Raw genomic sequence first — 24,313 nt, 5'->3', positions numbered from 1 at the left:
ATGTGTCAAATAATAGCGACTTCAGGCAGACGCCTCAGTTGCTTCGTCACCGTATGTGGAATTCCAATTGGATCCGCGGGAGAGCGCCCAGCGTTTCTGATGCGGCACACTGTCTGAAAGACAGCTCCACCAAAACGGACTACTCCGGTCACCCGCCACCTCCTATTGGGCGAATGGATGGGGGCCGGCAAAAGTGGGAGTATTCGCCGCCCGGAAAGTCTCCGCGCTTGAAGGCCTACGAGGCCTGGAGATGTGCCATGAGGATTTTCAGCTCCGTATTGACGCTGTGCATCGCGATTGCCCTTTGCACGCCAAGTGCCATCTATGTCAGCCTGCCCGGATACGCCTTCAAGACGAATCCGAAATGCCAGCGCCACGTGCCAAAGACGCGGTTTGACATCCGGTGCGACTGGCCGCGACTGGGCTTCAAGGACTTTACGCCCCCGCTTGTGACCGTGCTTGGGATCTGAAGGCGCTGCTCAGCTTTTGCGAATCAAGCAGCCCGGACGCGCTTGGTAGCCGCGGGCATTCCATGGCTCTGTGATCGCGACCGAGTCTTCGATCGAGGCCAGATGCCTATAGCTGGGAACTCCCCACCAGACTCTATATAGCCCTTCGGAATCCCGAAATTGGTTGCGGGATTGAAATCATTGCATGATTTTTTCTGTCGACACGGCGCGAAGCTCGGCGAATTTCGGAATCCCGAAGCGGGGAATTTCGGGATTCCGAAGTGGCGTTCTGGAATTGGTAACAGCCGGGGCTCATCGCCCGCCATTCATCCCTTCGCCAGTTCTTTATCCACCGCCGAAACCAGCCGCGAATCATCCGCCGTCACGTCAGGCGCGAATCGAGCGGCGACCTTGCCGTCGCGGCCGATCAGGAATTTTTCGAAATTCCAGAGGATGTCGTCCTCGTTGCCGCCGGATATGCCGTGGGATTTCAGGCGTTCGCGCATCGGGCCGTCGCCTGTTGTCGCCACACCCGATTTGGTCAATTGGTGATAGAGCGGGTGCTGGGCTTCGCCCTTGACCGAGATCTTCGAGAAGATCGGGAAGGTGACGTCGTAGGTGCTGGTGCAGAAATCGAGGATCTCGGCGTCGGTGCCGGGTTCCTGGCCCTTGAAGTCGTTGGCGGGGAAAGCGGCGATGACGAAGCCGCGCTCGCGCTTTTCGCCATAGAGTTTTTCCAGGCCTTCATACTGCGGCGTGAGCCCGCATTTCGAGGCGACATTGACGACCAGCAGCACCCTGCCCTTATAGTCGTTGAGCGTGGTGTCACGACCATCCACAGTCTTGACCGGGATATCCAGCACATTGCCCGTCACGGGAACCTCCAATTTCATAGGAACATTGTCGCCAAACTTAGCGATATCGCCGCCGTTGTCATCCGCGTCAGAATCAATTCGGCGTTAGAAGAGGCCGGGACCGCCTTGCGGCGGCGCCGGCCTTCGCCCATCAGGCGGGGGATGTTTCCTTGACGTCGTCGAGCAGGAAGTGCACGACGAGATAATCTGTCTTGTAGGGGCGGCCGCTGTCCGACACGGATTCAACGCTGCCGCCGTCCTTCGGGTGCCAGGCGTGATAATGCGGGTTGGTGGTGATCAGGGTGATGGCCTTGCCATCTTTTTCGCCAAGCCGGAAGCGCATCTCGGCGAGCGGCCAGATCCGCTCGTAATCTCCCATGCTGATGCGCGCCTTCAGCGCCTTGCGATGCAGCGGCGCTTCGCCGGCCTCGGCGGGTGCTTCCAACGTCACCTCCTCGGCTCCGCTGATGATGGCGTTGAATTCTTCAGGCCACATGCGTCTCATGAAATCGCTCCTCCCGGGGCTCTCGTCAGTCCACAGGTGAAACTTAGCGATTTGTTCGAAAGAAGCAAATTCCTGTCATGCGGTTGTCATCGGCCTCGGCTGCTCCTACGTTCCCGTCATACCGCATCAGGGCCATCAGCCGCCCGCAATCCTGAGATCCGAGATGAAGACACGTGAAGACAGGCAGGCGCTCCGGGCGAGCATGCCGCGCACTCCGCTCAGCGCCCATCATATGGAAAACGCCCGCCTGCTGCCGGATCGCGGCGAGCTGCTCTACCGCATCCCGAACGGCGGCATCGGGGTCGAGGTCGGCGCGGCCTTCGGCGAATATACGGCGGAGATCCTCGAAAAGAACCGCCCGGCGCAGCTCTACCTCATCGATCCCTGGTCGATGGATCGCTACAGCTCCGGGCTTGATACGGTCCATACGAAATTCGCGGCCGAGATCGAAGCCGGCCGGCTGCATCTGATGCAAGGCACGTCGCTCGACAAGCTTGCCGAGTTTGAGGACGATTTCCTCGACTGGGCCTATATCGACACCGATCATTCCTTCGAGCTCACCTGGCAGGAGCTGCTGCTCTGCGAAAAGAAGGTGAAGCGGACCGGGCGCATTGCCGGGCATGATTTCTGTACCGGCAATACGGTCAAGCCGATCGTCTATGGCGTCGTCGAGGCGGTCACCAAATTCTGCAAGGATTACGGCTGGCAATTCGAGTTCCTGACGGTCGAATCACACGCGCATTTTTCCTATTGCCTGAAGCGGCTCTGATTAGCTCATACCGGAATATTGCGTGTCGCTGACCTGCTCCATCCAGTCGACGTGTCTGCCGTCCAACGCCTCATGGATGGCGATATGCACCATAGCCGTGTCGGGGGCAGCGCCGTGCCAATGTTTTTCGCCCGGCGAGAACCAGACGGTGTCGCCGGCGCGGATCTCGCGGATTTCCTCGCCCCAGCTCTGGGCGAGGCCCTTGCCCGAGGTGACGATCAGCGTCTGGCCGAGCGGGTGCGTATGCCAGGCGGTGCGGGCGCCGGGCTCGAAGGTAACGGAGGTCGCCTTCACCCGGGCCGGCGCCGGCGGCTCCATCAGCGGATCCTGGCGAACGGCGCCGGTGAAATAGTCGGCCGGTGGCTTCATCGAGGGACGGGAGCCGGCTGGTTTGATCTCCATGATCTTTCCTTTTCATTCCATTGCAGTTGAAGCCTTGTCAGCTGACGATATTTCATCGAGGCGACCAATCAAGGGCGGATCGGCAATTGCCGCATGGTCGCCCGGCTGGTAGGCCATTATCTTTCATCACCTAAAGCGCGTCGCATTGAACTTGGTTCATGCGACGCGCTTTAGTTCTTTGTTTTACGCATGTCGTTATCCCGGAACCGCTGCACACTTCCGGGCAACATGCATTGGGAGAATTTCTCATGAAACACCATGCTTTTGGCCGCATGCCCTTCACCGTCACCAATGTCGGCTTCGGCGCCTGGCAGATCGGCGGCTCATGGGGTGATATCAGCGAAGCGGACGGCGGCGCGGCGCTGAAGGCCGCGCTCGATGCCGGCATGACCTTCATCGATACGGCTGACGTTTATGGCGACGGCCGCTCGGAAAAAATCATCGCCGACGTGCTGAAGACGCGCGGCGGTCAGCGCCCGATGGTCGCCACCAAGGCGGGCCGCCGGCTCAACCCGCATGTCGCCGAAGGCTACAGCAAGGCGAACCTCGAAGGCTTCATCGACCGCAGCCTTGAGAATCTTGCCGTCGACAGCCTCGACCTCGTGCAGCTTCACTGCCCGCCGCGCGAGGTGCTTTACCAGCCCGAGGTCTTCGAAAGTCTCGACGCCCTGCAGAAAGCCGGCAAGATCAAGGGTTACGGCGTCAGCGTCGAAAAAGTCGAGGACGGGCTGAAGGCGATCGAATATCCCGGCGTCGTCAGCATCCAGATCATCTACAACATCTTCCGCCAGCGCCCCGATCACCTGTTTTTTCAGGAAGCGCGCCGCAGGAACGTGGCGATCATCGCCCGCGTGCCGCTGGCAAGCGGCCTTCTCTCCGGCAAGATCACCCGGGAGACGAACTTTGCCAGCGACGACCATCGCCATTTCAACCGCAACGGCGAAGCCTTCGATGTCGGCGAGACCTTTGCCGGCGTGCCCTTCGAGGTCGGCCTGCAGGCGGTGGAAGAGGTGCGCAAGCTGGTGCCTGCCGGCGCCACGATGGCAGCCTTTGCGCTGCGCTGGATCCTGATGGCCGAAGCCGTCACCGTCGTCATCCCCGGCGCCCGCAATGGCGAACAGGCAAGAGCCAACGCTGACGCCGCCGATCTGGCGCCGCTTTCTGCCGATGTCATGGCGGCAACACGCGAAATCTACGAGCGGCTGATCGCGCCGCATGTGCATCAGCGCTGGTAGGGCTGGAGGCTCTTCGTAAGGGCTGCGGCGAGACGAGAGCCGCCCCTCATCCGCCTGCCGCCACCGACCGGGGTCGAGCCACGGGTCTCGACCCGTCCTTCGGACCCCGCTCGCGGGGCGAAGGGACCGTGCTGCAACCTCTCCGTTCCCTCCAACCTCTCGCAGGGCACGTCCCCTCGCCCCGTTTTTTTACGGGGAGAGGGTTAGGGTGATGGGCCGCTTTTAGTTTGTCGCGCTCAACTCAACCGGGAAAAACAAAGTCTCGCCGGAAGAATCGCTGACGCCGTCGTTGTCGGTGACGGCGTAGGGTTTGCCGGATGCGTCGAAGGCGAAGCCTTCGAGTTTGTCGAGCACGTAGCCGTTGGTCGCGGACTTGAGTTCACCGAGGAAGTCGTGGGCTTCGGTTTTCTTGACGACCGGCAATTCGCCACCGAGCTTGGCAGGCTTCAGTTCCGAGATCGCAACCTTGTAGAGCTTCTTCAGCTTGGCAGCATCGCCGACGAGGTTGTCGCGCTCGATAATGTAGACACTGTCGCCGTGGGCGGAGATTTCAGACAGGCCGACCCAGCCGCTTTCCGTCTTGTCGAGCGGATAGCGGACCGCACCCCATTCCTTCTTCTTCGGATTGTAGGAGACGAGCTTGACGAAACCCTTCTCGTCGTCATTCCACTCGCGCTGGACAGCCATCCAGAGCGTGGCGTCGTCGCCGGTGCCGATAATCGTCACGCCTTCGAAACCGTAGCGGATTTCGTTGGCGGCGAATTCCCTAGGCAGGGCGATCTCGGCCTTGATGTCGCCCTTGGCGTTGACGTTGTAGAGGGCGTGCGGGACGAGACGCTCGCTGTAACCTTCCGAGGCGAGCCAGAAGGAGCCGTCGGCGGCAGCCGCGATGCCTTCGATGTCGAGCTTCTGGGCCGGGGCGCCGTCACGCTTGACGACGAGGGCGTCGGTGATGACGGCCGGCTTCTTGCTGGCGTCGATCGTGTAGATCGTCGGCTGCGAGCCGAGAACGCTGTCGCTGACGGCGTAGAGCATGCCCGGCTTGCCCGGAACGGCGGCAAGGCCCGAGAGGGCTGCGAAGCCGATCGGATTGCCGTCCTTGTCGGCGGAGACGATCTGCGGATAGGCCTTTTCGCCTTCCGCACGCTCATAGATCATGACATGCGAGCGTGTGCCGCCGTCCTTGCCGAGGTCGAGTTCATTGGCGGTGGCGAGCAGATTGCGCTGGGGAAGTGCGATCGCGCCCTCCGGCGAAATGCCCGACGGCAGAAGCTGCACGAGTTCGAGATTTCAGAGGGTTCGCGTCAAGCAGCTTGCCTTTCCCGACGCATCTCGTTCCTCATGATGAAGAGCGACGCGGAGAGAATGAGCGCGGCGCCCAGCCACAAATAGCCGGCCGGCGCGTAACCGAAGAACAGCCAGCCGGCGAGTACGTTCAGCGGCAGCTTCAGGTCGTCGAACGGCTGCACATAGGCGGCGTCGGCACTGGCATAGGCAAGGGTCAGCAGATATTGCGCCACGACCGTCAGCAGGCCCGCCAGCAGGAATAGCGCAAGCGTTGCGTCCGTCGGCACGGCAAAACCCGCCGCAAGCGCCAGCCCGCCATTGATCGGCGTCAGCAGCACCAGCAGCCAGACAGTGATCGTCTCCGGCTTCTCGATGCCGGTGAGGTTCTTGGTGATCAGCGACGACGCGCCCCAGAGCAGCGCCGAGAGAACAGGCAACAGCGCCGACCAGGAGAAGCTGTCCGACCAGGGCTGCAGGATGATCATTGCTCCGGCAAAGCCGACGCCGGTCGCCATCCAGCGGGCGGGACCGACGCGTTCGCCGAGGAAGAGCCGGGCGCCAAGAATGATGAAGAAGGGCGAGGTCATGACGAGGGCGATCGCCTGCCAGATCGGGACTGTAGCGAGGCCGGACACCCAGGCCTCGACGCCGAGCGCGGCGAAGACCACGCGCACGACATGCCGCCATGGGTAATCGGTACGCATGGCGGAAAGGCCGACCTTGCGCAGGAAGGGCAAGGAGAAAAGGAAGGCGAAGCCGTATTGCCAGAAGGCCGCAGAGGCCGGGGGAAAGGCGAGCTTCATGGTCAGCCACTGGGTGACGACGTTAAGGAGCGAGAAGGCCACACCTCCAAGCACCATGAAAGCGGCGCCGGCAAAGGCGCGGGACTGCGAGGCTGCAAGGGATTTCTGATTCATGCTCTTCATCCGCAACTAGGGACCAACATAAATCAGGACGCATGAGGCGGCACACCATGCCGGCAGTCCCCTGCCCGCACGCGGCCATGCTCATTCTCTTCCATCCGGACTATACCGTCGGCTCCGGAATCACACCGGATCTGCTGACCCCTCCTAGCCTGAGCTTGGGAAGGCGCTCGCGGGCTCGGGCCGAGACCCTTACCGCCGGTGGGGAGTTTCACCCCGCCCTGAGAACAGAAATGTCGTAGATCAAAGCCCGCATGGCGGCAAGGGCCCTAAAGCAAAAGGGGTCCGGCAAAGCCGAACCCCTCCCAAATCCTGCACAGCCGGTCTCGTTTACGGCTGGCGGATAATCTCAGATCAGCCGTTGACGGCGTCCTTCAGGCCCTTGCCGGGCGTGAACTTCGGCACGTTGCGAGCCGGAATGTCGACTTCAGCGCCCGTCGACGGGTTGCGGCCCTTCGATGCGGCACGATGAGAAACGGTGAAGCTGCCGAACCCTGCAAGGCGGATGTCGCCCTTGTTCTTGAGTTCACCCTGGACAACGTCAAAAACCGCGTCAACAGCGGAAGCCGCGTCAGACTTCGTCAGTCCTGCCTTTTCGGCGACTGCGGACACGAGTTCATTCTTGTTCATGTTTCCACCCCTTTCTAAATGGTACGAAACGACTCAAATGTAAGCTAGGCGCAGAATAGGTTTCATCAGGCCCGCCGGGAACCCAAAAGCCCTGCAAATCAAGGAAAAGCAAGCGTCTACATGACGTTTTCACAAAAAAGGCTGGCGTTTTCGCCAGCCTTTTTCCGTCTTTTCAGCCAATGGGGCATAAATGTGGCCCAGGCGGCTCAATGCGCTATGGTTGCGCCCGTCTCGTCGAGGCCTTCGACCGTTGCGATCACAGGCGTTTCCACCGTGCCATCCCATTCAATCGGCTCCGGCCGCCGGATCAGCGCATGCTTGATCACCTCGCCCATGCGGGACACCGGGATGATCTCCATGCTGTTCTTCACGTTATCCGGAATCTCCGCCAGGTCCTTGGCGTTTTCTTCCGGAATCAGGACCTTCTTGATGCCGCCGCGAAGCGCTGCGAGCAGCTTTTCCTTGAGACCGCCGATCGGCAGCACACGGCCGCGAAGGGTGATTTCACCGGTCATGGCCACATGCCTGTTCACCGGGATACCGGTCATGATCGAGACGATCGCAGTCGCCATGGCGACGCCGGCCGAGGGGCCATCCTTCGGCGTTGCGCCTTCCGGCACGTGCACGTGGATGTCGCTCTTGTCGAAGCGCGGCGGCTCGATGCCGAAATCGACAGCGCGCGAGCGGACATAGGAGGCCGCCGCCGAGATCGATTCCTTCATGACTTCCTTAAGATTGCCGGTGACCGTCATGCGGCCCTTGCCCGGCATCATCACGCCTTCGATGGTCAGCAGTTCACCGCCGACTTCCGTCCAGGCAAGACCGGTGACAACGCCGACCTGATCTTCGCCCTCGGCTTCGCCATGGCGGAAGCGCGGGACGCCCAGATAGTCGGAGATGTTGGCGGCCGTTACATGCACGGACTTCGTCTTGCCCTTGATGATCTCGGTGACCGCCTTGCGGGCGAGCTTCATCAGTTCGCGTTCGAAGCTGCGCACACCGGCTTCACGGGTGTACTGCTGGCTGATCGCCATCAGGGCGTCGTCGCTCACCGAAAATTCTTCCGGCTGCAACGCATGTTCCTTGATGGCCTTCGGCAGCAGGTGCCGCTTGGCGATTTCGCGCTTTTCATCCTCGGTGTAGCCGGCGATACGGATGATCTCCATGCGGTCCATCAGCGGCGCCGGGATGTTCAGCGTATTCGCCGTCGTGATGAACATCACGTCCGACAGGTCGTATTCGACTTCCAGGTAATGGTCCATGAAGGTCGAGTTCTGTGCCGGATCGAGCACCTCGAGCAGGGCCGAAGACGGATCGCCGCGATAATCCTGGCCGAGCTTGTCGATCTCGTCGAGCAGGAACAGCGGGTTGGATTTCTTGGCCTTCTTCATCGACTGGATGACCTTGCCGGGCATCGAGCCGATATAGGTGCGGCGATGACCGCGGATTTCGGCTTCGTCGCGAACGCCGCCCAGCGCCATGCGGACATACTCACGGCCGGTCGCCTTGGCGATCGACTGAGCGAGCGAGGTCTTGCCGACGCCCGGAGGGCCGACGAGGCAGAGAATCGGCCCCTTGATCTTGGTGGCGCGGGCCTGCACGGCCAGATATTCGACGATGCGCTCCTTGACCTTGTCGAGACCGAAGTGATCGGCCTCGAGGATCTTCTCGGCATTGTTGAGATCGGCCTTGATCTTCGACTTCTTGCCCCAGGGGATGCCGAGCAGCCAGTCCAGATAATTGCGCACGACGGTGGCTTCAGCCGACATCGGGCTCATCTGGCGCAGCTTCTTCAGCTCCGCATCGGCCTTTTCACGAGCTTCCTTGGACAGCTTGGTCTTGGAGATGCGCTCTTCCAGTTCGCTCATCTCGTCGCGGCCTTCTTCGCCGTCGCCGAGCTCCTTCTGGATCGCCTTCATCTGTTCGTTCAGATAGTATTCGCGCTGGGTCTTCTCCATCTGGCGCTTGACGCGCGAGCGGATGCGCTTTTCGACCTGCAGGACCGAAATCTCGCCTTCCATGAAGCCGAGGGCCTTTTCGAGGCGGGCCTTGACACTGGTGGTTTCCAGCATCTCCTGCTTCTCGGTGATCTTGATCGACAGATGCGACGCGACCGTATCGGCGAGCTTGGAATAGTCGTCGATCTGGCTGGCGGCGCCGACCACTTCCGGCGAAATCTTCTTGTTGAGCTTCACGTAGCTTTCGAATTCGGAGACGACCGAACGCGACAAGGCTTCCAGTTCGACTGGATCGTCATGCGGCTCTTCAAGCACGTGGCCGAGCGCCTCATAGAAATCCTCGCGGCTGGTATAGGTGTCGATCTCGGCGCGGGCACGGCCTTCGACCAGAACCTTGACGGTGCCGTCGGGCAGCTTCAAGAGCTGCAATACGTTCGCCACGGTGCCGACCTTGTGGATCGCGGACGGATCCGGATCGTCGTCACTGGCGTTGATCTGCGTGACCAGCATGATCTGCTTGTCGGAACCCATGACCTCTTCGAGCGCACGGATCGACTTTTCCCGTCCGACGAACAGCGGCACGATCATATGCGGGAAAACCACGATGTCGCGCAAAGGCAGAACAGGGTGGGCAGTACTGCTCGCTACAGACGTTTTCTTCGTCATTTTTAAGTCCTTTCCATCGTCCCGTTGCCGGGCTCTCTGCACGGCCGCTTGGGACCGGCCGGCACTCTCACTTGTTGCTACAAGTGGAGGTTCTGACTACGCTTTTCAAGCCACGCTAACGCCCGCGTTCCCCGGATGTGACAGCTTCGTTACAACGGAACGCCAACACTATGAAGCGCGTGGCTGGACCGGCGCTTACCACTTCCGACCGGCTAAAATACAAGCGCCGACAACAGGTTTACGGAATCTCGGCATCATTGCCAAGCACTCTTCCTCACGCAACATCGGAGCCTGCGAAACATCGGCAAAGTCAATTCCGGTCCCCACCGGCAAAATACTAACAGTGCCTCAGATGGTTTTTCAAATAGAAAGGGGCCTGCCGATGGCAAGCCCCCAAAATAATCGTGCGAAAGCGCAAAGGTTACGCCGAAGCGTTGGCCTTTTCTTCCTGACGATCGGCATAGATGTAAAGCGGGCGGGCTGAACCGCGCACCACTTCCTCGGAGATGACGACTTCGCGTACGCCTTCCAGCGTCGGCAGTTCGAACATCGTGTCGAGCAGGATCTTCTCCATGATCGAGCGAAGGCCGCGGGCGCCGGTCTTGCGGACGATCGCCTTGCGGGCGATTTCGCGCAGGGCATCCTCATGGAAGGTCAATTCGACGTCTTCCATCTCGAACAGGCGCTGATACTGCTTGATCAGTGCGTTCTTCGGTTCGGACAGGATCTGGATCAGCGCATCCTCGTCGAGGTCCTCAAGCGTCGCCAGAACCGGCAGACGACCGATGAACTCGGGGATGAGGCCGAACTTGACCAGGTCTTCCGGCTCCAGTTCGCGCAGGACTTCGCCGACGCGGCGGTCGTCCTGGGCCTTGACGGTCGCGCCGAAGCCAATCGAGGTCTTCTCGCCGCGGGCGGAGATGATCTTGTCGAGGCCGGCGAAGGCGCCGCCGCAGATGAACAGGATGTTGGTCGTGTCGACCTGCAGGAATTCCTGCTGCGGGTGCTTGCGGCCGCCCTGCGGCGGAACGGAAGCGACCGTGCCTTCCATGATCTTCAGCAGCGCCTGCTGCACGCCCTCGCCCGAGACGTCGCGGGTGATCGACGGATTGTCCGACTTGCGCGAAATCTTGTCGACTTCGTCGATGTAGACGATGCCGCGCTGGGCGCGCTCGACATTGTAGTCAGCCGACTGCAGAAGCTTCAGGATGATGTTTTCGACATCTTCGCCGACATAACCGGCCTCGGTCAGCGTCGTCGCATCGGCCATAGTGAAGGGAACGTCGATGATGCGGGCGAGCGTCTGGGCAAGATAGGTCTTGCCGCAGCCTGTCGGGCCGACGAGCATGATGTTCGACTTCGCCAGCTCGACTTCGCCGTTCTTGGAGGCGTGCGCGAGGCGCTTGTAATGGTTGTGAACCGCGACTGACAGGATCTTCTTTGCCTGCCGCTGGCCGATGACGTATTCGTCGAGGACCTTGATGATGTCCTGGGGCGTTGGAACGCCGTCGCGGGACTTGACCATCGAGGACTTGTTCTCCTCGCGGATGATGTCCATGCACAATTCGACGCATTCATCGCAGATGAAGACGGTCGGCCCGGCAATCAGTTTCCGGACTTCGTGCTGGCTCTTTCCGCAGAACGAACAATAGAGTGTGTTCTTGGAGTCGCCGCCGTTGCTGCCGCTGACCTTGCTCATATCACTTTCCTTCCAGCACGCCGCATTTCAAGGCGAAATCGCGGTCCACTCTATCAGCTCCTGGCGGCACTCCGTTTCCGGAGCCTTTGCCGAGAAGGCTTCAGGGGGTACGAACCGGGCCCAACCAATCATGTCCGGGTTCCGGCGGCAACGAATTCCCCTTCGAATGCCGAATGCTATGCCATAAAAATTCAACATAGCATTAATGGTTACTATTAGCGTCTTCGTCGCCAGTTGAAAGCCTTGTTCGATCACAAATGAGATAGAACTGTGGCGAGGAAAACACCATCCCAATTAATTACTAGGCCTGTTCGCCTTCCATTTCGAGGCGCGAAGTCAGAACCTTGTCGATCACGCCCCAGCCCTGGGCTTCGTCCGCATCCATAAAATGGTCACGATCGAGCGTCTTTTCAACTTCTTCGTAGGTGCGGCCGGTGTGCTTGACATAGACTTCGTTCAGGCGGCGCTTCATCTTGAGGATGTCGCGGGCGTGGCGCTCGATGTCCGAAGCCTGGCCCTGGAAGCCGCCCGAGGGCTGATGCACCATGATGCGGGAATTCGGTGTCGCGAAGCGCATATCCTTGTGGCCGGCGGCCAGCAGCAGCGAGCCCATGGATGCGGCCTGGCCGATGCAGAGCGTCGAAACCGCCGGCTTGATGAACTGCATCGTGTCGTAGATCGCCATGCCGGCGGTAACGACGCCGCCCGGCGAATTGATGTAAAGGGCGATTTCCTTCTTCGGGTTTTCGGCCTCGAGGAAGAGGAGCTGGGCGCAGACGAGCGTCGCCATATGGTCTTCGACGGCACCGGTGAGGAAGATGATGCGTTCCTTCAACAGGCGGGAATAGATGTCGTAGGAGCGTTCACCGCGGTTGGTCTGTTCCACGACCATCGGCACGAGGGCCATTGCGGTATCGACTGGGTTTCTCATGTGCGTCCTTTGTCAACGTCTCGCCGGCCGGCGCCGGGAATCAAAGAAAAAATGTCTTATCCCTACATAGAGTGTCCCGGCCCTCCTCTTCAAGATACGCATGAGGATAACGTTAAGAAGGCGGGCTTTGCTGTAGCCTCTTTCCAACAAGCGCCTGTTAACGGCGAGCCCATGGCGCCGCCTTCCCCGGGATTTCTGCATCACAGGATGAAGGAAAGCTTACTCCATTCGAGAGTGCTCACACACATTTACCCGACAGAAAGCCTACCGGGAGATATCCGCCCAAAAGCATGCCGCAGCGCAGCAGCATTAAGGAAGTGGCGAGCTTCCTCGGCAAGGATGGCAGCCAACAAATAGGGGCCGATTGAAAGGCCGACGGGCAAGGGGTTGCTGCCGTGTTCAATATTGCTACAGGTCTCGCCATCTGGTGCTCGGAGGCCATGACGCTCGCTTTGGTGCTATTCGTCGCCTGGCGCCATAACGTCCGAAATGAAGCCTATCTCTATTGGGGCCTCGGCTTCCTTTTGACCGGCATCGGCTTTGCCATGATCGCGATGCGCGGCCAAGTTCCCAGCGTTCTGTCCATAGAAATCGGCAATGCCATTGCCCTGCTCGGCCAGAGCGCCTGGGTGGCGGGTTTTCTGGCGCTTGATCGCAAGAAGATCGAATGGTGGGCGCTGCTGCCGCCGGCGATCTGGCTCGCCGGGGTCTTCCTGCCCTGGGTCAACAGCGATTATTCAAACCGGGTGGTGCTCTACAATCTCGCTTCGGCGACAGGTGCGACGGCGCTGGCGCTCGCGGTTGCCGCCGGCGACATGCGCCGCGAACGCACTCGGGTCAAACTGATGAGCGTGTTCGTCATCCAGGGCTGCCTGTGCTTCGGCTCGGCGCTGACGATGGCGCTGACCGTGCCGAGCGATATCGAGGCGACCAATCTCGGCGGCGCCTCCGCCATGGCAAGCGCCTTCCTGCTGACCATCGCCTTCGCCTTCACCTGCCGGCTGATCATGGAACGCTCCGAACGGCACCTGCGCGCCCTCACGCTGACCGATTCGCTGACGGGCGTGCTCAACCGCCGCGGCCTGCTCGGCTATTTCGGCGCCATTCAGGAAAAAGCCCATGACGAGCAGCGCCAGGTCGCGGTGATGCTCTTCGATCTCGACCATTTCAAGCGCGTCAACGACCGTTTCGGCCACCAGTCCGGCGACGCGGTGCTCACCGCCTTCGCCCACATGGCCCGCCAATACATTCCGAACAACATCTTCGGCCGTATGGGCGGCGAAGAATTCGCAGCCTTCGCTGCAGTCACGGACCAGACGGAAGCCGAGGCAATCGCTGAAGCGATCCGCACCGAATTCTGCCGTCTTCCGGTAAGCACCGGTGAAGCGATCGTTCCGGCGACCGTCAGCATCGGCATTGCGCTCGCCTCCTCGATCGAAGCCAATATCGACAAATTGATCTCGGCTGCCGACCGGGCGCTCTATGCGGCGAAGGGCGCCGGCCGTAACTGCACGGTCACCTTCGGCGAAGCGGAAGCAGCAGCCCCGGCACCGGCGACGCCCAGCACCACCGCCGGCGAACTCGTGCCGACGGTCGACGACCAGGTCGAGGCCTTGCGGCGCATGGGAACGCTGTCGCGCGCCGGCTAGCACATAACCCCGGAAACTGGAATCGATTCTCGGGGTTGTGAGCAAATCCTCAAGTGATGGAGCATCCGACCGCGCGACCTCGACGCGCGTTCGAGAACACCCCCTGCCCCTACCTTTTCGAGGCCCGGCAAATCCGCTAAGCCTCGGGGCATGATGATACCGCCCTTTCTCTCGATCGACCCTGCCCGCCGCCACGTCTCGCTGGACGCCCGCAATCCGGGCTTCTACGGCAACCCGAATGCCGTCTATGCCGTATTGCATGCCCATTGCCCGACCTTCTACTGGAGCGAGCAGAAGCAGTATTTCTTCACCGGCTACGACCATGTGAACGGGCTGCTGCGCGACCGCCGTTTCGGCCGGCAGATCCTGCATATTGCCAGCCGCGAGGAACTCGGCCTTGCCGAACCGATGCCGCATCTTGCCAGTTTCGATCTCTCGGAACGGTATTCCCTGCTCGAACTCGAACCGCCGGAGCACACGCGGTTGCGCACGCTCGTCAACCGCGCCTTCGTCTCCCGCCATGTCGAGAAGATGAAGCCGGAGCTTGCCGAGCTTGCCAACCGGCTGATCGACGGCTTCGCGGACAAGGGTGAGGTCGAGCTGCTCTCGGCCTTTGCCGACATTATCCCGGTGACGATGATCGCCCGGATGATCGGCATTCCCGAGGAGATGGGGCCGCAGCTGCTTGCCTGGTCACACGCCTATGTCCGCATGTATATGTTCGGCCGCACGCGCGAGCAGGAGGACGAGGCCGAACGGGCGGCGAAGGAATATTCCGACTATGTCAGGACTGTCATCGCGGAACGCCGCGCCGCGCCGCGCGATGACCTGCTCACCCACATGATCCATACCGAGCACAAGGGTCAGTATCTCACTGAGGAAGAGCTGATCTCGACGACGATCGTACTGCTCAATGCCGGACATGAGGCGACGGTGCACCAGATCGGCAATTCGGTGCGCACCATCCTCGACAGCGGCTCAAATCCGGCCGAACTCTTCCGCGACGAGGCGACCACGGCGCGCACCGTTGAGGAAACCCTGCGCATCTGCGCGCCTGTGCATATCTTCCAGCGTTGGGCGCTCGAGCCCGCCGAAATCGATGGCGTCACCTTCCGGCGCGGCGACAAGGTCAGCCTCATTCTCGCCGCCGCCAATCTCGATCCGGCGAAATTCACCGATCCCCTCGCCTTCCGGCCCGACCGCAACGAGGCGGCGAACCTCTCCTTCGGCGCCGGCATCCATTTTTGCATCGGCGCACCGTTGGCACGGCTGGAACTCAACGTCGTGCTGCCGATCCTGTTCGAAAGGCTCGCCGGCCTGAGGCTGGCAAGGACGCCCGTGGTCAAGGATGTCTATCATTTCCACGGGCTGGACCGGCTGGATCTGCAGTGGTGATCCACCCCTGACAGATCAGCCGTAGCGGCCGGTGATGTAATCTTCCGTGCGTTTGACCTTCGGCGACTGGAAAATCTCCGCGGTCGGGCCGTATTCCACCAGTTCGCCGAGATATATGAAGGCGGTGTTGTCGGAGATGCGGCTTGCCTGCTGCATGTTGTGGGTGACGATCGCGATGGTGAAGTCGCATTTCAGCTGCGCGATGAGCTCTTCCACCTTGGCGGTCGAGATCGGATCGAGCGCCGATGTCGGCTCGTCGAGAAGCAGGACCTCCGGCCGCAGCGCCACGCCGCGGGCGATACAGAGACGCCGCTGCTGGCCGCCGGAGAGCCCGAGGCCGCTCCTTTTACTTGTCCTTGACCTCATCCCAGAGGGCGGCCTGACGCAGCTGCCGAAACAGCAGCCATGCGCCACATATGCCGCGATCCTACGATCGCATCATGCGGCCGCGTCTTCCCGCAGCTTGCCGGATATATCGCGTGCCGACATCGGTCTCCCGATGAGATAGCCTTGAAGCTGATCGCAGCCGGCGTCTCGCAGGATCGCCGCCTGGCGGGAATTCTCGATGCCTTCAGCGGTCACGGGAATCTGGAGGGCGGTCGCCAGCGAGATGGTTGCCCGAAGAACGTCGGCGCCACTTGCGCCTTCGTCGAGTGCCGACACCAGTGAACGGTCGATCTTCATGCGGTCAAAACCAAACTGCCGCAATGCCCCGATGCTTGCATAGCCGCAGCCGAAGTCATCGAGCGCGAACTTGATGCCGACGCGCTTCAGTTGGTCGATCGACCGCCGCGCCTGCTCCGGATTGGTCATCAGAACGCCTTCGGTGATCTCCAACGTCAGACGCTTTGGATCGAAATCGAGTTCCTGCAGGACCGAGATAACCTCGGCGGCAAATCCGGGATTGCAGAGCTGGACCGGCGAAACATTGACCGACAATGCCAGATCTGGCCAGTTCTTGGCATGCTCGATCGATGTTCTCAGCATATGGACGCCGAGCGCATCGATGAGGCCGCACCTTTCGGCGAGGGGAATGAAGATCTCCGGGCTGACATTTCCCGTTGCTGTTCGCCAGCGCGCCAAGGCTTCAAGACCGGTAACGGTGCCGGTCGAGGCAGAGACGAGAGGTTGGAAAACCGCTTCGATTGCGCCACTGCTGATGGCGTTCTTCAACAGGCTTTCCAGTTCGGCGACCCGTTGACGCTCCTGGTCGAGCTCGGGGTCGTACTCGACCGCCTGGCCTCTGCCGTTTGCCTTTGCACGATAAAGCGCCATATCCGCTCTGCGTAGAAGCTCCAGCGGCTCGACATCGCCGTCACGCGCCGCAGCGCCGATGCTTGCTCCAACTTCGATTGTCCGTCCGTCGATTTTGTAGGGCTTGGCAAACAGCGCCAGAACGGTCTTCTCCATATCTTCGCATGTGGCAGATCCGACATGCACCAGCGCAAATTCATCGCCCCCCAGCCGGGCCGCGGCGACGACTTCGGGGTGGCATGCCATCAGCGCCTTCGAGACCATTCGGATCAAATCGTCGCCCACTGCGTGGCCCCAGGCGTCGTTGACGGCCTTGAAGCCATCGAGATCGATCAGATAGAGGCGGGTTGGTGATGACTCTGAGTTCTCCATATCTCCCAGCAGGCTCAGAAGCCCACTTCTGTTCAACAAGCCGCTCAGGCTGTCGTGACCAGCTTCGAAAAGCGCTGCTTGCGCCAATTGGCGCAGGCGCCGCGCCTCGGTCGCCCCAACCAGGAGAACGCCGACCAAAAACAGCGAAAGGATGGCGACGGCAGCCGCGACATAGGGCGTTACCTGCTGAAACACAGTACTTCCAGGCGCTTTGCTCGGCCAGACGAGGTAGCCGATGACGGCCCCCTTCATGTCCGTGATCGGCGTGTTCAGAAATTCCGGCTTCGGGGTCGCCTCGAGGCGCAGACCTTCAAGTTCATGTTCGTTCGAGAGCGTGTCGAGAACTTCCTGGGTAAATTCCTTGTAGAAGCTCAGCGTGCTGAGCTTCGGCAGCTCAGCCTTTTCGCCGAAAGGCTGGATTGCCTGCGATGCGATGAGGGCGATACCGCTTTCGGTCTTGATGAAATTGACCACCGGCTCCTGCGCCGGATCGGCGGCTGCACCGATCTGCCGATAAAAGCCTTCACCGAAAAAGGCGCTTGGCTGGAATGGCTTGCCCTTGGCATAGGCGGAGACAATCGAAGACCGGTCGGGCCCGATCACGATCGCGCCGTCATAGAGCGCGTACTCCGCGCTGGTTTTTCCCCAATTCTCATAGGCCCAATCCGCAGCGGCAGGAGTTGACGCCGCACTATAGGCATCGTCCCACACGGCATTATCAGTCGTCGTCGCGCTCAAACGAGCCACAAAGGCTGCGATCGCCGCGCGGGCGGCGCGACTGGCTCGGGCATCATCAATTTCGTTCGCCGACCGGGTCATCGTCACGACGACATGCGCCATCAGGCCGGTCAATACGAGGGCGACGACAAGGAAGCAAACGGTTGTCGCAATGATGGAAGACGTTTGGGTCCGAAGGTGCCTACCGACAAGATTCGACGACATGCCAATTCCGAAAAGATTAGTTGCAAGGCCATGTCCATTGGTGACGGCAGGAGACATCATGTCCGCAATGCGCTGCAGAAGAGATATAGCATTTTGACGATGTAAGTCCGATTAACGGGATTGGTTAAAAGCCATCCATCTGGGAAAGAGGCGCAGCCATTCGTCGAAAGACAGGCCGTCATCGCCGCAAATCGGGACAGGTCCGCCATCGTCAGCGCCGGTTTGCCGGCGCTGCTTAAACTTTGATCACATAGTCCTTGCGAGTCGTTTCAACCACTTCCCACGTTCCCTTGAAGCCGGGTCTCAAGATCATCCGGTCGCCCGCCTTCAGATGAACCGGCTTGCCGCCGTCCTCGGTGACGATCGAATAGCCGGATAGCAGACTGAAATATTCCCATTCCTCGTAAACGATCCGCCACTTGCCCGGCGTCGCCTCCCAGATGCCGGAATAGAGCCCGCCTTCGGCCTCCTCCAGATTCCAGGTGCGGAATTGCGGATCGCCGGAGATGATCCGGACAGGCTCCGGGGCGCCGACCTCCGGTTCGATGCCATCGATGCGGAAGGTGATGAAATTTGTCATGGTCGTCATAGACCTCTCTGAATTGACGTTCGCAATAGACGTTTTGGGCATGCGCGTTTGATTTCGTTAAATTTTTGGAGCCCTTGCATCTGCCTTCCTTATTCAATTTGATGCCCGATACCAGAACCCGTGTCTCAGACGCCTCCCCGACGGCAAATGGCGCCAATGCGGTAGCCGGAGGTTCCCGTATGGATACGGCCCGTTGATCTGCCGAAACTGCTCAGATCGCTCGAACTTCGGCAAGCCGCCTGACTGAGTACTCGTCCTGCCAGCAGACGGCCGCTTCCCATGCCGCCGACGCTTGCGCGGCGATATCAAACGCGCTGTCGTCGAGACCGGCAGCGTTGTCAGGCAGTACTAGGTCAAGGTCGGGGACGTCGACGTGTGCCTCATCCCAGTCGATCAACGCGACCCGATCCGCGGTCATGCGGATATTGCCGGGGTTGTTTGGATTGCCGTGAACAACGCATGTCTGACGCCCGATCAACCGCGCCCACGCTGCTCGACATCGAATAACGCCCTCAGGCGGCATCGCGGTAAGGTTGATCCTCGTTCCGGTTTCGGCATGCAGCAGATCGGTCGATGATCGCCAGCCTGGCCGCTGCGGCCATCCCTGCGTCAACCGATGCAGCTCGCGGAGCGTGTCGGCCACGCGACGCCAGTCGGCCCCCGTTTCGGGCAGTCCACCTTCCATGTATTTCATCACCACCAGACCGTCCACGAACAGCCGGCCGTCAGTCGTCGGGATCGGCACTGGAACGGTCATACCTTCTCGGTCGAGATGTTGGAGTAGCTCGGCTTCCCATGCGAGATCAGCATTCGCCCTGGAGCCGAGACGACCGACCGCGACCCGCCCGTGGATGCGAACGCTCCAAACGTCGTTCGCAACTCCGCCGGTAAGTGGTTCGATGCGAACCGCGTCTTCACCCCAATGCCCGAGCGCTTCCCACCCCATTGGCGATACCCTTGGCCGTCATGATTAAATTGACGGAAAAATAGAGAAAGTTGACGACGCCACGATATCCACCGAGCCCATCTCACACTCGTGAATCGACCATTCAGATCTTCGAGAGCGCTTGTTCGAGATCGGCGATGATGTCCTTGACGTCCTCGATGCCGACGGAAAGGCGGACCACGTCGGGGCCGGCGCCGGCGGCGGTCTTCTGGTCGTCGGTCAGCTGCCGGTGTGTCGTCGAGGCCGGATGAATGACGAGCGAGCGGGTGTCGCCGATATTGGCAAGATGGGAGAAGAGCTCCAGCCCCTCAACCAGCGTCTTGCCCGCCACGTAGCCGCCGTTGACGCCGAAGGTGAAGACGGAGCCTGCGCCCTTGGGTGAGTAGCGCTGCTGCAGGGTGTGGTTCGGATCGTCGTCAAGGCCGGCATAATTCACCCAGGCGATCTTGCTGTGCGCCTTCAGCCATTTTGCCACGGCGATCGCATTGTCGCTGTGGCGCTGCATCCGCAGCGGCAGGGTCTCGATGCCGGTCAGGATGAGGAAGGCGTTGAAGGGCGAGATCGCCGGGCCGAGATCGCGCAGGCCGAGCACGCGGGCCGCGATCGCAAAGGCGAAATTGCCGAAGGTCGCATGCAGGACCATGCCGTTATATTCCGGCCGCGGGCTCGACAGCATCGGATAATTGCCGGATCTCGACCAGTCGAAGGTGCCACCATCGACGATGAGGCCGCCCATGGAATTGCCGTGGCCGCCGAGAAACTTTGTCAGCGAATGCACGACGATATCGGCGCCATGCTCGATCGGACGGATGAGATAGGGGGTTGCCATGGTATTGTCGACGATCAGCGGCAGGCCGTTGCGATGGGCGACATCGGCGATGGCGGCGATATCGACGAAAGTGCCGCCGGGATTGGCGAGGCTCTCGATGAAGATGCCGCGCGTCTTGTCGTCGATTTGGCTTTCGAAGCTTGCCGGATCGGCAGAATCGGCCCAGCGCACCTGCCAGCCGAAATTCTCGAAGGCATGGCCGAACTGGTTGATCGAGCCGCCGTAGAGTCTGCGGGCAGCGATGAAATTCTCGCCGGGGCGCATGATGGTGTGGAAGACGATCATCTGCGCCGCATGGCCAGAGGCGACGGCAAGCGCCGCGGTGCCGCCTTCGAGCGCTGCGACGCGCTCCTCAAGCACGGCCTGGGTCGGGTTCATGATGCGGCTGTAGATGTTGCCGAAGGCCTGCAGGCCGAAGAGGGCGGCGGCATGATCGGAATCATCGAAGACGAAAGCGGTCGTCTGATAGATCGGCGTGACCCGCGCGCCGGTTGCCGGGTCGGGCTGGGCGCCGGCATGGATCGCCAACGTGTTGAATCCCGGATCGTTCTTGGCCATGTCGTCCTCCAGTTATTGCTGTCGGGCAGGATCATAGCCTGTCGCCGATGAAAGTTAATTGCGATCCGTTTCAACCCATGGGCGTTCCGTGGAAAATCCGTCTCAGCGAACCGCAACTCAGGCAATGAGACGGGGGTACTCGATCGCCGGGCAGCGGTTCATCACCACCTTGATGCCGGCGGCCTCCGCCTTTGCGGCAGCGGCATCGTCCCGGACGCCAAGCTGGGCCCAGATGACCTGCGGCAGCTGCCTCAGCGCCAGCGCGTCCTCGACCACCCCATCCAAATATTCGGCGGCGCGGAAGACGTCGACCATGTCGATCGGCACGGGAACGTCGGCGAGCCGGGCATAGACGGTGCGGCCCTGGATCTGTTTGCCCGCCTGCCCCGGATTGACGGGAATGACCTCGTAGCCGCGCGACAGCAGATAACCCATGACGCCGTTGCTCGGCCGCGCCGGATTTGGCGACGCGCCGGTCAGCGCGATGGTCTTTACGGAATGCAGGATTCCGGCGAGATAATCGTCCGTATAGGCGTCGTGGTTCATGGTTGCTCCTCCATTCCCGAAAGCCCTCCGGTACGGCGCGCAGTTTTTTGCTTTTCCGTGAAACCGGCGGCGTGGCTTTTCCGTATATATGATTGGACACTCTCTGAGGATGATTCGATGAAAAAAATCGCTCTTGCCCTCATCTTCGTGCTCGCCGCCTCGCCGGCGCTGGCGATCTCGCGCTATAATCCGCTGAGCATGAACTGCGCCAGCGTGCGCGCCGCCATTCACAATCAGGGTGCCGTGATCTTCCGTTATCAGTCGCCCCGTGGCTTGCCGCTTTACGATCGCTATGTCCGCAACAGCCATTATTGCGATGCGACCGATTATGCGGAGTGGACCCATATCCCCTCGAAAGACGATCCGCGCTGCCCCGTTCTGAATTGCCAGAACATAGACAACCTTGACGGGATGCTGTTCGTTCCGCACTATCAGCTCTGATATTTTTCAACATCGCACGGGATGACGAGCTGCGACGTCATTCGCAGTTGCGGGAGGCTCGAACTCAATCGCGCGCTGCGATTTATTAGAGATAACACAACCAGTGGCTTTGGTTTTCCTCTATGTCAAAGTTATAGAATAATATCTATATTTCAGCATCATAGAATAATCCACTTCTGAATTCCCGCAGGCATTTTCTTGTTTCGTTCACGATAAAACCCCTTCTCGTTCTCACGTAAATTAGAAACATCTCATAGTTGAAAGTGTCGCGCGGATTGAACGCATATCGCGCGCACGTAAAAATTGCTGCGGTGACCCAACATTGTCCTGATATTGAAAGGATGGTATTCCACATATGAACGCATTCGGGACCGCCTCCCGTTCATTTTCGTGCAAATGCCAGTTGTCTTTTCGAGAGTTTGCCCCGTCCAGGGGCGAAGCGATTTCTCCTCCCCACCTGTTTGCGGATTACTCCCTTGCCACTCGACGTCATCCTGCTCGTTCTCTTCGGCGCATTGCTGCATGCGACATGGAACGCCATCGTCAAGGCCGGCAGCGACAAATCCCTCGATGCGGCGCTAATCTCGGCCGGCGGCGCGGTTTCAGCGCTGCCGTTCCTGGCATTTCTGCCGTTGCCGCACAGCGCGTCCTGGCCGTTCATCGGCGTCTCGGCCATTCTGCAGTTCGCCTATTTCCAACTGGTCGCCGCTGCCTACCGGGCCGGCGATATCGGCCTCGTCTATCCGCTGATGCGCGGCTGCGCGCCGCTGCTGATCGCCGCGACAAGCGGCTTCATTCTGAAGGAAGATCTTTCCGCCGGCGCTCTCGCCGGCACGATGACGATCTGTGCCGGCGTCCTGACATTGGCACTGGAGGCGCGGCGCGGCAGCAGCCGCGCCGTGCTGCTCTCGCTTGCCAATGCCTGCGTCATCGCCAGCTATACCTATGTCGACGGCGTCGGCGCACGCCTTTCCGGCAATGCGATTTCCTACACATTGTGGATGTCGCTGCTGCCGCCGGTGCTGCTGTTTTCCTGGGCAGCCTCCCAGCGCGGCGCTTTCGCTGTGGCGCATCACGTCCGCCGCAACTGGTGGCGCGGCCTCATCGGCGGCGCCGGCTCGATCGCTTCCTACGGGCTGGCGCTTTGGGCGATGACAAAAGCCCCGGTCGCGACCGTCGCGGCCCTGCGCGAAACCGCGATCCTGTTTGCGCTGGTGATCTCGATCACCGTCTTCAAGGAAAAGGCCAGCGTCTGGCGTTACGTCGCCGGCGTCGTCATCGCAATCGGTGGCCTTGTTCTGAAACTGGCCTAGTCACTCACCTTTCCATTCCGGCTTGCGCTTGCCGAGGAAGGCGCCGATCCCCTGCTCCGCATCCTGCGTCAGCATGTTGTCGACCATCACCTTGGCGGCATAATCATAGGCCGCCTCCACCGGCAGTTCGAGCTGGCGGTAGAAGGCTTCCTTGCCGATCTTCAGGATCAGCGGCGATTTGCTGGCGATCACTCCGGCATATTTGGAAACCACCTGAGCCAGATACTGCTTCGGCACGATACGATTGACGAGTCCGAAATCCTTGGCGGTGGAGGCGTCGATCGTCTCGCCGGTCAAAAGCATCTCCATCGCCTGCTTGCGATGCGCGGCCCGGGTAACGGCCACCATCGGCGTCGAGCAGAACAGGCCGATGTTGACGCCCGGCGTGCAGAATGTCGACGTGTCCGTGCAGATCGCCAGATCGCAGGAGGCAACGAGCTGGCAGCCGGCCGCCGTCGCCAGCCCATCGACCTCGGCGATGACCGGCTTCGGCAGATGCGCAATCTTCAGCATCAGATCGGCGCAGAGCCGGAAGGCCCTCTCGAAGAAAGCGGCGCCCTGATCTTCATCTGCGCGATGGGCGGTGAGTTCCTTGAGATCATGGCCGGCGGAAAAGACATTGCCGGTCGAGGCGATGACGACGACGCGGACATCGGCGTCCGATCCGGCCTTGTCGAGCTCGGACGTCAGCGCTTCGAGAAGCGCGATAGAGAGTGCATTGGCCGGCGGGTTGTTGAGCAGGAGCCGCAACACCCCGTCCCGCAAAGAGCGGACCAGCAGCGCTTCCGCCTTGCCTGCGTCCGGGAAGGATACGATTTCGGCCATGATGCTGCTCCCTGCGCTCGATTTCCAGACGGAGGTATTGCCACAAGGCGGCGGCAATTTCGAGCGGGATCCGCGCTTTCCGCACAGGTCGGAGCCGTCACGACCAAAACCAGGACTTCGCTGTCTCTGCCCTCGCCTGCGCACGGGTCAGGCCGACATCGCGAAGCTCGTCGTCGGTGAGTTCGCACAAAGTGCGGCGACTGCGGCGTTTTTCCAGGCGATGCCCGACAGCCGCCAGCAGCCACCGGCCCCAGCGTGCCGTCCGGCGCATTTTCGATCGATCTGTATCGCGCGGCGTTTCGAGTCTCTCGCTCACCAAAGTCATCTCGTCTTCCTTTCTTCGACG

The 24,313-nt window shown here is 60.7% G+C and carries 22 protein-coding genes, 2 pseudogenes and 1 riboswitch; of the genes and pseudogenes, 7 read left to right on the top strand and 17 right to left on the bottom strand.

The window, feature by feature from the left end; translation table 11 throughout:
* Window positions 1-257 precede the first annotated feature (257 nt).
* Complete coding sequence (locus ATY29_RS06870; RefSeq protein WP_003573920.1) at window positions 258-470, top strand: hypothetical protein; 213 nt, start codon at window positions 258-260, stop codon at window positions 468-470.
* 305 nt (window positions 471-775) lie between these two features.
* On the opposite strand, the gene ATY29_RS06865 is transcribed toward ATY29_RS06870, so the two are convergent.
* Both ATY29_RS06865 and ATY29_RS06860 read right to left on the bottom strand, forming a co-directional pair.
* Complete coding sequence (locus ATY29_RS06865; protein WP_097535645.1) at window positions 776-1,324, bottom strand: glutathione peroxidase; 549 nt, start codon at window positions 1,322-1,324, stop codon at window positions 776-778.
* A gap of 130 nt (window positions 1,325-1,454) precedes the next feature.
* Complete coding sequence (locus ATY29_RS06860; RefSeq protein ID WP_003573926.1) at window positions 1,455-1,808, bottom strand: hypothetical protein; 354 nt, start codon at window positions 1,806-1,808, stop codon at window positions 1,455-1,457.
* Between the two features lie 163 nt (window positions 1,809-1,971).
* Between ATY29_RS06860 and ATY29_RS06855 the strand changes: the two genes are divergently transcribed.
* Window positions 1,972-2,577, top strand: a complete 606-nt coding sequence (locus ATY29_RS06855; RefSeq protein ID WP_003573928.1) for a class I SAM-dependent methyltransferase — start codon at window positions 1,972-1,974, stop codon at window positions 2,575-2,577.
* Here the strand turns inward: ATY29_RS06855 and ATY29_RS06850 are convergent, their stop codons facing one another.
* Window positions 2,578-2,979 carry a (R)-mandelonitrile lyase gene (locus ATY29_RS06850; protein ID WP_003573929.1) on the bottom strand — a complete coding sequence of 134 codons (402 nt, stop codon included), beginning with the start codon at window positions 2,977-2,979 and terminating at the stop codon, window positions 2,578-2,580.
* Between the two features lie 248 nt (window positions 2,980-3,227).
* Between ATY29_RS06850 and ATY29_RS06845 the strand changes: the two genes are divergently transcribed.
* Complete coding sequence (locus ATY29_RS06845; RefSeq protein ID WP_097535615.1) at window positions 3,228-4,214, top strand: aldo/keto reductase; 987 nt, start codon at window positions 3,228-3,230, stop codon at window positions 4,212-4,214.
* A 222-nt stretch (window positions 4,215-4,436) separates the two neighbouring features.
* Here the strand turns inward: ATY29_RS06845 and ATY29_RS06840 are convergent.
* From ATY29_RS06840 to clpP, 6 genes and pseudogenes are all read right to left on the bottom strand, one after another.
* A pseudogene (locus ATY29_RS06840) lies at window positions 4,437-5,498 on the bottom strand (esterase-like activity of phytase family protein); the annotation flags it as partial.
* Window positions 5,499-5,518: 20 nt separating this feature from the next.
* On the bottom strand, window positions 5,519-6,427 hold the full coding sequence (locus tag ATY29_RS06835; protein WP_425299292.1) for a DMT family transporter: 909 nt from the start codon (window positions 6,425-6,427) through the stop codon (window positions 5,519-5,521).
* Between the two features lie 79 nt (window positions 6,428-6,506).
* A riboswitch (FMN riboswitch) is annotated at window positions 6,507-6,657 on the bottom strand.
* 121 nt (window positions 6,658-6,778) lie between these two features.
* Window positions 6,779-7,054: a DNA-binding protein HupB gene (hupB, locus tag ATY29_RS06830; RefSeq protein WP_003573937.1), complete on the bottom strand. Its 276-nt coding sequence runs from the start codon at window positions 7,052-7,054 to the stop codon at window positions 6,779-6,781.
* A 206-nt stretch (window positions 7,055-7,260) separates the two neighbouring features.
* Window positions 7,261-9,678 carry an endopeptidase La gene (lon, locus tag ATY29_RS06825; RefSeq protein ID WP_097535611.1) on the bottom strand — a complete coding sequence of 806 codons (2,418 nt, stop codon included), beginning with the start codon at window positions 9,676-9,678 and terminating at the stop codon, window positions 7,261-7,263.
* Between the two features lie 421 nt (window positions 9,679-10,099).
* A complete protein-coding gene (gene clpX, locus ATY29_RS06820; protein WP_003573940.1) occupies window positions 10,100-11,377 on the bottom strand; it encodes an ATP-dependent Clp protease ATP-binding subunit ClpX in 1,278 nt (425 codons plus the stop codon).
* Window positions 11,378-11,678: 301 nt separating this feature from the next.
* On the bottom strand, window positions 11,679-12,308 hold the full coding sequence (gene clpP, locus ATY29_RS06815) for an ATP-dependent Clp endopeptidase proteolytic subunit ClpP (protein WP_003573944.1): 630 nt from the start codon (window positions 12,306-12,308) through the stop codon (window positions 11,679-11,681).
* Window positions 12,309-12,703: 395 nt separating this feature from the next.
* On the opposite strand from clpP, the gene ATY29_RS06810 reads away from it, so the two are divergent.
* Both ATY29_RS06810 and ATY29_RS06805 read left to right on the top strand, forming a co-directional pair.
* Window positions 12,704-13,957, top strand: a complete 1,254-nt coding sequence (locus ATY29_RS06810; protein ID WP_003573946.1) for a GGDEF domain-containing protein — start codon at window positions 12,704-12,706, stop codon at window positions 13,955-13,957.
* A 150-nt stretch (window positions 13,958-14,107) separates the two neighbouring features.
* Window positions 14,108-15,352: a cytochrome P450 gene (locus tag ATY29_RS06805; protein ID WP_025415876.1), complete on the top strand. Its 1,245-nt coding sequence runs from the start codon at window positions 14,108-14,110 to the stop codon at window positions 15,350-15,352.
* Window positions 15,353-15,367: 15 nt separating this feature from the next.
* Here ATY29_RS06805 and ATY29_RS06800 read toward each other — a convergent pair.
* From ATY29_RS06800 to ATY29_RS06775, 6 genes and pseudogenes are all read right to left on the bottom strand, one after another.
* Window positions 15,368-15,740, bottom strand: a pseudogene (locus ATY29_RS06800) (phosphate ABC transporter ATP-binding protein); the annotation flags it as partial.
* A 50-nt stretch (window positions 15,741-15,790) separates the two neighbouring features.
* Window positions 15,791-17,920: a bifunctional diguanylate cyclase/phosphodiesterase gene (locus ATY29_RS06795; RefSeq protein WP_025415875.1), complete on the bottom strand. Its 2,130-nt coding sequence runs from the start codon at window positions 17,918-17,920 to the stop codon at window positions 15,791-15,793.
* A gap of 235 nt (window positions 17,921-18,155) precedes the next feature.
* Window positions 18,156-18,500: a cupin domain-containing protein gene (locus ATY29_RS06790; protein WP_037092936.1), complete on the bottom strand. Its 345-nt coding sequence runs from the start codon at window positions 18,498-18,500 to the stop codon at window positions 18,156-18,158.
* A 220-nt stretch (window positions 18,501-18,720) separates the two neighbouring features.
* Window positions 18,721-19,455 carry a phosphotransferase gene (locus ATY29_RS06785; RefSeq protein ID WP_097535609.1) on the bottom strand — a complete coding sequence of 245 codons (735 nt, stop codon included), beginning with the start codon at window positions 19,453-19,455 and terminating at the stop codon, window positions 18,721-18,723.
* A 103-nt stretch (window positions 19,456-19,558) separates the two neighbouring features.
* Window positions 19,559-20,842: an O-acetylhomoserine aminocarboxypropyltransferase gene (locus ATY29_RS06780; RefSeq protein WP_003573955.1), complete on the bottom strand. Its 1,284-nt coding sequence runs from the start codon at window positions 20,840-20,842 to the stop codon at window positions 19,559-19,561.
* Between the two features lie 117 nt (window positions 20,843-20,959).
* The gene (locus tag ATY29_RS06775; protein ID WP_025415872.1) at window positions 20,960-21,388 is read right to left on the bottom strand and encodes a CoA-binding protein; all 429 of its coding nucleotides are present in this window, start codon (window positions 21,386-21,388) and stop codon (window positions 20,960-20,962) included.
* Window positions 21,389-21,505: 117 nt separating this feature from the next.
* On the opposite strand from ATY29_RS06775, the gene ATY29_RS06770 reads away from it, so the two are divergent.
* Both ATY29_RS06770 and ATY29_RS06765 read left to right on the top strand, forming a co-directional pair.
* Complete coding sequence (locus tag ATY29_RS06770; RefSeq protein ID WP_003573959.1) at window positions 21,506-21,829, top strand: hypothetical protein; 324 nt, start codon at window positions 21,506-21,508, stop codon at window positions 21,827-21,829.
* Window positions 21,830-22,305: 476 nt separating this feature from the next.
* The gene (locus ATY29_RS06765) at window positions 22,306-23,142 is read left to right on the top strand and encodes an EamA family transporter (protein WP_025415870.1); all 837 of its coding nucleotides are present in this window, start codon (window positions 22,306-22,308) and stop codon (window positions 23,140-23,142) included.
* On the opposite strand, the gene ATY29_RS06760 is transcribed toward ATY29_RS06765, so the two are convergent.
* Together ATY29_RS06760 and ATY29_RS06755 are read right to left on the bottom strand one after the other, a co-directional pair.
* Window positions 23,143-23,967, bottom strand: a complete 825-nt coding sequence (locus ATY29_RS06760) for an enoyl-CoA hydratase (protein WP_097535607.1) — start codon at window positions 23,965-23,967, stop codon at window positions 23,143-23,145. It lies immediately after the preceding gene.
* 97 nt (window positions 23,968-24,064) lie between these two features.
* Window positions 24,065-24,292 (bottom strand): DUF1127 domain-containing protein, encoded by a 228-nt coding sequence (locus ATY29_RS06755; protein ID WP_097535605.1) that lies wholly within the window; start codon window positions 24,290-24,292, stop codon window positions 24,065-24,067.
* Between the last annotated feature and the right edge of the window lie 21 nt (window positions 24,293-24,313).

Source organism: Rhizobium hidalgonense (genome assembly GCF_002914525.1).
GTDB lineage: Bacteria > Pseudomonadota > Alphaproteobacteria > Rhizobiales > Rhizobiaceae > Rhizobium > Rhizobium hidalgonense.
The sequence above is the reverse complement of the archived record's forward strand: the minus strand, read 5'-3'. Positions and strand labels throughout refer to the sequence as shown.

Bases quoted from the DNA above. Each gene is read 5' to 3' on its own strand.
- ATY29_RS06870 (WP_003573920.1), top strand. From the start codon at position 258: ATGAGGATTTTCAGCTCCGTATTGACGCTGTGCATCGCGATTGCCCTT.
- ATY29_RS06860 (WP_003573926.1), bottom strand. From the start codon at position 1,808: ATGAGACGCATGTGGCCTGAAGAATTCAACGCCATCATCAGCGGAGCC.
- ATY29_RS06855 (WP_003573928.1), top strand. From the start codon at position 1,972: ATGAAGACACGTGAAGACAGGCAGGCGCTCCGGGCGAGCATGCCGCGC.
- ATY29_RS06850 (WP_003573929.1), bottom strand. From the start codon at position 2,979: ATGGAGATCAAACCAGCCGGCTCCCGTCCCTCGATGAAGCCACCGGCC.
- ATY29_RS06845 (WP_097535615.1), top strand. From the start codon at position 3,228: ATGAAACACCATGCTTTTGGCCGCATGCCCTTCACCGTCACCAATGTC.
- ATY29_RS06835 (WP_425299292.1), bottom strand. From the start codon at position 6,427: ATGAAGAGCATGAATCAGAAATCCCTTGCAGCCTCGCAGTCCCGCGCC.
- hupB (WP_003573937.1), bottom strand. From the start codon at position 7,054: ATGAACAAGAATGAACTCGTGTCCGCAGTCGCCGAAAAGGCAGGACTG.
- lon (WP_097535611.1), bottom strand. From the start codon at position 9,678: ATGACGAAGAAAACGTCTGTAGCGAGCAGTACTGCCCACCCTGTTCTG.
- clpX (WP_003573940.1), bottom strand. From the start codon at position 11,377: ATGAGCAAGGTCAGCGGCAGCAACGGCGGCGACTCCAAGAACACACTC.
- clpP (WP_003573944.1), bottom strand. From the start codon at position 12,308: ATGAGAAACCCAGTCGATACCGCAATGGCCCTCGTGCCGATGGTCGTG.
- ATY29_RS06805 (WP_025415876.1), top strand. From the start codon at position 14,108: ATGATGATACCGCCCTTTCTCTCGATCGACCCTGCCCGCCGCCACGTC.
- ATY29_RS06795 (WP_025415875.1), bottom strand. From the start codon at position 17,920: ATGTCGTCGAATCTTGTCGGTAGGCACCTTCGGACCCAAACGTCTTCC.
- ATY29_RS06790 (WP_037092936.1), bottom strand. From the start codon at position 18,500: ATGACAAATTTCATCACCTTCCGCATCGATGGCATCGAACCGGAGGTC.
- ATY29_RS06785 (WP_097535609.1), bottom strand. From the start codon at position 19,455: ATGGGGTGGGAAGCGCTCGGGCATTGGGGTGAAGACGCGGTTCGCATC.
- ATY29_RS06780 (WP_003573955.1), bottom strand. From the start codon at position 20,842: ATGGCCAAGAACGATCCGGGATTCAACACGTTGGCGATCCATGCCGGC.
- ATY29_RS06775 (WP_025415872.1), bottom strand. From the start codon at position 21,388: ATGAACCACGACGCCTATACGGACGATTATCTCGCCGGAATCCTGCAT.
- ATY29_RS06770 (WP_003573959.1), top strand. From the start codon at position 21,506: ATGAAAAAAATCGCTCTTGCCCTCATCTTCGTGCTCGCCGCCTCGCCG.
- ATY29_RS06760 (WP_097535607.1), bottom strand. From the start codon at position 23,967: ATGGCCGAAATCGTATCCTTCCCGGACGCAGGCAAGGCGGAAGCGCTG.
- ATY29_RS06755 (WP_097535605.1), bottom strand. From the start codon at position 24,292: ATGACTTTGGTGAGCGAGAGACTCGAAACGCCGCGCGATACAGATCGA.